At 41.7% G+C, this 5959-nt stretch carries 2 protein-coding genes and 2 pseudogenes; 2 read left to right on the forward strand and 2 right to left on the reverse strand.

Annotated elements, in window-relative coordinates:
* Together GRP75_RS17430 and GRP75_RS17435 are read left to right on the forward strand one after the other, a co-directional pair.
* Positions 1-206, forward strand: a 206-nt coding sequence (locus GRP75_RS17430; RefSeq protein WP_160789918.1) for a hypothetical protein, incomplete at its 5' end; no start/stop codon positions are given.
* A gap of 685 nt (positions 207-891) precedes the next feature.
* Positions 892-2195, forward strand: a pseudogene (locus GRP75_RS17435) (NtaA/DmoA family FMN-dependent monooxygenase).
* A gap of 269 nt (positions 2196-2464) precedes the next feature.
* On the opposite strand, the gene ppsA reads toward GRP75_RS17435, so the two are convergent.
* Both ppsA and GRP75_RS17445 read right to left on the reverse strand, forming a co-directional pair.
* Positions 2465-5077: a phosphoenolpyruvate synthase gene (ppsA, locus tag GRP75_RS17440; RefSeq protein ID WP_160789919.1), complete on the reverse strand. Its 2613-nt coding sequence runs from the start codon at positions 5075-5077 to the stop codon at positions 2465-2467.
* A 619-nt stretch (positions 5078-5696) separates the two neighbouring features.
* Positions 5697-5959, reverse strand: a pseudogene (locus GRP75_RS17445) (hypothetical protein); the annotation flags it as partial.

Here is a 5959-nt window from a genome sequence, read left to right on the forward strand (position 1 = left end):
GCGATATCGCACAGCTTAAAGTTTATGTCAATGGCATTCGTGTCGTTATTATAGAAGATAAAGCCAATTGGTCAGCAACGCTTCCAACTACTAAATACAAACAGGGTGGTTCCTCCCAAGCCGATACGCTGCATATTCTCGTGCTGGCCAAGGATATTTACGGAAATACCTCTGCTCAAGTCAAGTCTGTCACTTTACCCCAATAACGAAGGACATCATAGAACTCACTATAATTGTGGGTTCCATGACCGTAAGGTTCTCATTAGGAAAGCTCTCGCTGCAGCTGGCCTGAGCGACGGGATAGTTGAGCTTGGCGGGCTGGAGGTTGGGCAGATGAAGCTGCAACTTCCAGCTCTTTAAATTCTAATGCAACTTGGCATGCTATAGCCTTGCTGTCTTGTTCATCGAACTATCGTTTTTCGATAGCTCAATCACTATTTGGATATTTGTTGAATAGAAACAATTGCTTAATCCTATCTAACCAAGGAAACGGATTAATTCATAGACTTTACTATCATCTAAAAGAAATAGAATTTAAGTTCAAGATCAAAAGTATTTAAATAATTTCGGTGTGTCTCCCTCTGCATCACGCATAGATTAAGATTAGATCATCATAAATAATCACACAGCAAGGCTGGATTAGATAATCCTACATATAGCGTTCGCGATTTGTATATTTGCATTTTGTGTAGTACTTGCTACAATCTATATTGATAATGAGAATCATTATTAACTAATTCGGAGGTCTGATTATGATCACCGAGCGCTTGTTGCCATGGAGAGACGTCGGTGTTGGATGTTAACTCGGTTGGCTTCGCCTACTTAAGCATGCACTGATCGGAATATTACCTAGGCGCAACATTATTTTTCTATAGAGAAAGGTTGATAGAGTTGACTACAAATAGACAATTATGCATTGGATTATCCTTATCTGCGACTTGGATGAAAGGAGACGGTTGGCGGCACCAGGACAGCGGTGTGGAAAAGATGGGGTCAATTGACTATTACATTGATTTGGCAAAAATGGCGGAGAAGGCAAAGCTCGATTTTGTTTTCAAGGCGGATTATCTTTATGTTAGTCCGCAGATGCTGGGCGATTCCGCTAACTTGGCAGTCCCGATCCTACAATGATTTTTGCGGCGATTGCTCGTGAAACTAAGCGGATTGGATTAGTGACAACGGTTTCCACCACTTTCAATCCACCGTATGTTGTCGCAAGGCAGCTTCAGTCGTTGCACTGGCTCAGTAACGGGCGCGCAGGCTGGAATATCGTAACTTCGATTGAAGGCGCAGAAAATTTCGGTGATTCGCCTATGCCTTCACCGCAAGAAAGATATGCGAAAGCAATGGAATTTACTGATGTCGTACGCAAACTATGGAAAAGTTTTCCTGATGAAGCGATTGTAATTGACCGCGAGTCAGGCATTTTTTCTGATAAGAATAAGGTTTCTTCAATTAATCATTCAGGCGATTTTTTCAGTGTCCAGGGACCGCTTACTTTACCTGCCCATACATCGGGATCTATTCCTTTATTTCAAGCAGGCGCGTCAGATACAGGACGAAATTTTGCCTCTTCAATAGCGGATGCTATTTTTGCGACCATGCCAGACCTTGAATCTGGAGTGGAATTGCGAAATGATCTGAGAAAAAGAGCCAAAGAACATGGACGACATCCGAACGCCATCAAAGTTTTGCCTGGATTATATTTTTTCTTGGCTGAAACTCACGAGGAAGCGCATGAATTACATAAGTCAGCACATGCGCATCTAAATATGGAGCGCAGACATGCACTGCTCAAGTCAGTGCTTGGCCTTGATTTAAGCAGCTTTGCTTTGGAACATCGCGTAACTGCCGATATGCTTCCCGATCCGAATCACCCAGTCCGTAGCCGGACACATGCTGAGCTTTTGCGCTGGTATATTATAAATCATCAGCCTACAGTGGAAGATGTGTTGGCAAGACCCGAGGTCGTCGGATCTGCTCATTGGGTTTCCGTTGGAACAGTTGAGGACGTATTGAACGATATTATTGAGCGGTTTGAGGCTGGGGCTATTGACGGATTTATAGCTCTTCCAGGCGGTTCAGAAGAATCTATGAAAATATTTTTTGAAAAACTAATGCCGCAGTTGGTTGAAAGAGGCTTGTTCAGAAGCGAATATGCAGGTTCGACTCTGAGGGCACATTTGGGTATTTAACACCCGATACTGTCGAGAACAAGACATTAAAAGCCGCTATTTTAGCGGATTTTTTGTTCTAACGGTACAAGTTCTTGTCTCAAGTCGAGGAAAAGTACTTGTACCTATTCCCGTAAAGGACAAGAGATTTAGATTATCGGGTCAGCTATGTATAAATCAGTTTGTGTCATGGATAAAAGGACGAACAGGATAAATGACCTTTTATCCATGACAGGTTGCATTTAATGCCGTCCATTATGACAGAGGCTATTACTTAGCGTATTCAGCCATTACAATATTTCGATATACCCTTCTGTTCCATGCACACGAATTCGTTGCCCATCTTTTATCAGCTTGGTAGCATTTTCCACTCCGACAATAGCGGGTAAGCCATATTCACGTGCGATAACGGCTCCATGAGTCATCAGTCCACCAACTTCGGTGACTAGGCCTTTTATGGATACAAACAATGGTGTCCAGCTGGGGTCAGTAAAGGCGGTGACTAATATATCTCCATCTTCCAGATCAGCATCTTCCATGTTTAAGATGACACGTGCTCGTCCCTCTATAACTCCGGTAGAAACAGGCAGCCCTACAATCGCTTCGGCTGGGAGATTTTCTCGTTTGTACACACCCGCAATGATTTCACCATCAGACGTGATTACACGCGGGGGAATTAGTTTTTCATATAATTTGTAATCGTCTTTTCGTTTACTGATGATCTGATAATCCAGTTTATTTGTGCGTACGACTTCGTGAAGTTCTTCAAAAGTGAGATCGTATATATCTTCTTTTTCGTGAATAATGCCAGCTTGTACGAGTTGTTCGGCTTCTTTTAGTAAAGCCTGCTTATAAACGAAGTAGCGATTAACCATGCCGTATTTGGGATATTCACGATAACCGATGAAATTCCTGATCAGATCGATCATCCGTTTTGTTTCTTTGGCTTTTTGTTCACCATCCGGTAATTGCTTCAATCGATCTAATAACTCTTGTTCTTTTTTCAAAGCCTCTTGTCGCCCCTGCTCAAATTTCCAATTGCCAGCATTAGGCTCAAAGTTTTTGATATTACTGAGAATCATGGGGACAAGTATAATTGGTTTTTCACTCCAACGAGTTCTCGAAATATCGATTTCACCGGCACATCGCATTCCGTATTTATTGAGATAAGCATAGATAGCGTCTTGAGTTTCCTGTCCACCATCCAACTTAACCATTTCATCCAAAAAATTATCATCTTTTACATGTTGTAAATAATCAATTACCTCCGGATAAGGACGAATCGCATCTGCGACATCCAATAGCGCCAGACCCATTTCCGAAGTAATGTTGTTTGGTACAGATTGAGAAAGCGTATCTGCTGCGTTTTTTTCACCTAACCACTCGTACATTTTCTCATTGATCCATGACGAAGCATTCATAGCAGTCATAAAAACCTTTGAACTTTGTGGGTCAAATAAGATCTTCTTTAATTCTTGGAGATCTTCCAGAATAAAATCAAATAAATCTGCTCCTGATTTCGTTTGGATGTTTTGTTTTAATTCTTCTATCGATGTTTGACTGTTCTTAATCAAATCAGAAACGATTGCCGGATCGTTTTCGATTTGTGCTTGAAAACCTGCAGACGACCTACCTTTACTGATATTACCGGGACTCCGTTCTGTTCTATCATCTGGTAACGATTTTATAAAATCTCGCTCTATTAGGGTCATAAATGCGTCTTTTATGAGCGGATCAGATTGTCCCAGGGTATTTAAGAAAGTTTCTCTACTGACAGGTGAAGCCAGCATATGTGTAACATCAACAAACAACCTTCCACCGGCTATACGCATGGGTGCAGGAGTTATTAACAGGTAAAAAGACAATCCCAATGGTTTTATCGGGTCAGTCATCATTTGTTGATGACCGACAGATACGTAAACGTGATTTTCTTGATCGTTCGCTTCAGGGATCGGGTATAAAGTCGTGATTGGACGACTCTGGACAATATAAAAAGTATCATTGGCCAAACACCATTCGATATCTTGCGGGTAACCAAAATAAGCTTCGATCTGTCTTCCGATGCGTGCCAGTTGCAAAATTTGTTGTTCAGTAAGGGTTTGAGTCTTTTGCTGATCGGGATCGATCTGCCGGGTCTCTGTTCCGCCTTCTCTTCGTCCATAGATAGCCAATTTTTTGGTTGCTATCCTCTTATCGACGATCTCCCCTTCCTGTACTTTATAACAATCGGCAGAGACCAAGCCAGAGACCAGTGCTTCTCCAAGTCCAAAACTGGCATCGATGGATAGCAGTTTCCGGTTGGATGTAATCGGGTCAGCGGTAAATAAAATTCCTGAAGCCTGAGGGAAAACCATCCTTTGAACGATAACGGATAAATAAACTTGACTGTGGTCAAATCCATTTTGCATACGGTAGATAACCGCGCGATCCGTAAATAGAGAAGCCCAACATTTGCTGATATGCTGCAAGATTGCTTCTTTGCCAATGATATTTAAATAGGTGTCTTGTTGACCAGCAAAAGAGGCATGTGGTAAATCTTCAGCAGTCGCACTAGAACGCACTGCGTAAGCATGTTCCACTCCAAACCGGGAGAGATAGTGAGTAACTGCTTCCACAACATCGGAAGGAACTTCTACTTCCATAATCATTTGTCGAATCTGCCTGCTGATTTCACCAATTTGAGCTCGTTCTTCTGCTTTTAGCCTTGTTAGTCGGTCCAACAATGCATAATACGTTTCTTTTTGTTCGATGGCTTTTTGATACCCCACTGTTGTAACACAAAAACCTTCTGGTACAGGTATTCCTTCAATTTTTGATAATTCCCCTAAATTTAACCCTTTTCCGCCAACCAGCAAAAACTGCGTTTTTTCCATTTCCTGAAAACCGAGAACCAAAGAACTCATTCAATATCTCTCCTAACTATAAAATTGAGAAAAAAACATTTGACAAGAGTTTAGCGGCATGGTAAAGTTAAATTGTAAGATTTAATAATTGTGTCCCTAAAAATTTACGAAGTCGTAATCTGATTATATCATCGTGTCTGTTTTATATGCAATATAAAAGAACCTGATAAAACTATCCAGGTTCTTTTTTGATTTTCCGCTATCATTAGTCACATCAAAAACCATGGCTCGAGCCGAACTCAGTTACTGCATAGTTCCCTATCGCTCCTATGTAGCCTAAGGAAACCCTGAAGTTGCGTCGGGTTCTTATTGAGCTAACCTGCCCGTTAGTTCAGCGAACGAAGCGCGTATAGTGAACCTCTTATATTTTTTTTCGGGCATGTTCATCTTTGCACTTGGGAAAATGGGAAAGCATGAAAGTTTCTATAATTCACTTCATCTCAAATGTGATTCTATAGGCTCTTCTTTATGATAACTAAAAAGAAGATAATTTATTTCATTCTCTATTCCTGGCTTACACTTACTGTGAAACACTGTGATATGTATTAATATATCCAGGATATGTTTGTTCCAATTGCCAAATTTACTTTCACTTACGTTTGTTATAAGCCCGCGTCAACTAGCTCTGCAAAAGTCGGTACAGCAGCGCCTCTCTCTTATTCTCAAACGTTCGCTGTATCTCCAGAAATTCAGGTACCTCCGACAGCCGGGAGGGTCTGTACCCGGGGCCGCCGCAGCCGCAGGAGTGGTAAGCGTATCCTTGTTGATATAGTAGCTCCACCTTTTTCCACTGCTTAATATCCGTTTGCTTCGGGGCCTGAAACATGTATACAAGGCTGCAAACTCCTGTGAGGATTCCTCCAGTTTGACCACCGCCTGACG

The sequence above is a fragment of the Paenibacillus sp. OT2-17 genome (assembly GCF_009827695.1).
Taxonomy (GTDB): domain Bacteria; phylum Bacillota; class Bacilli; order Paenibacillales; family Paenibacillaceae; genus Paenibacillus; species Paenibacillus polymyxa_B.

Coding starts and splice junctions, on each gene's coding strand:
- ppsA (WP_160789919.1), bottom strand. CDS start 5,077: ATGAGTTCTTTGGTTCTCGGTTTTCAGGAAATGGAAAAAACGCAGTTT.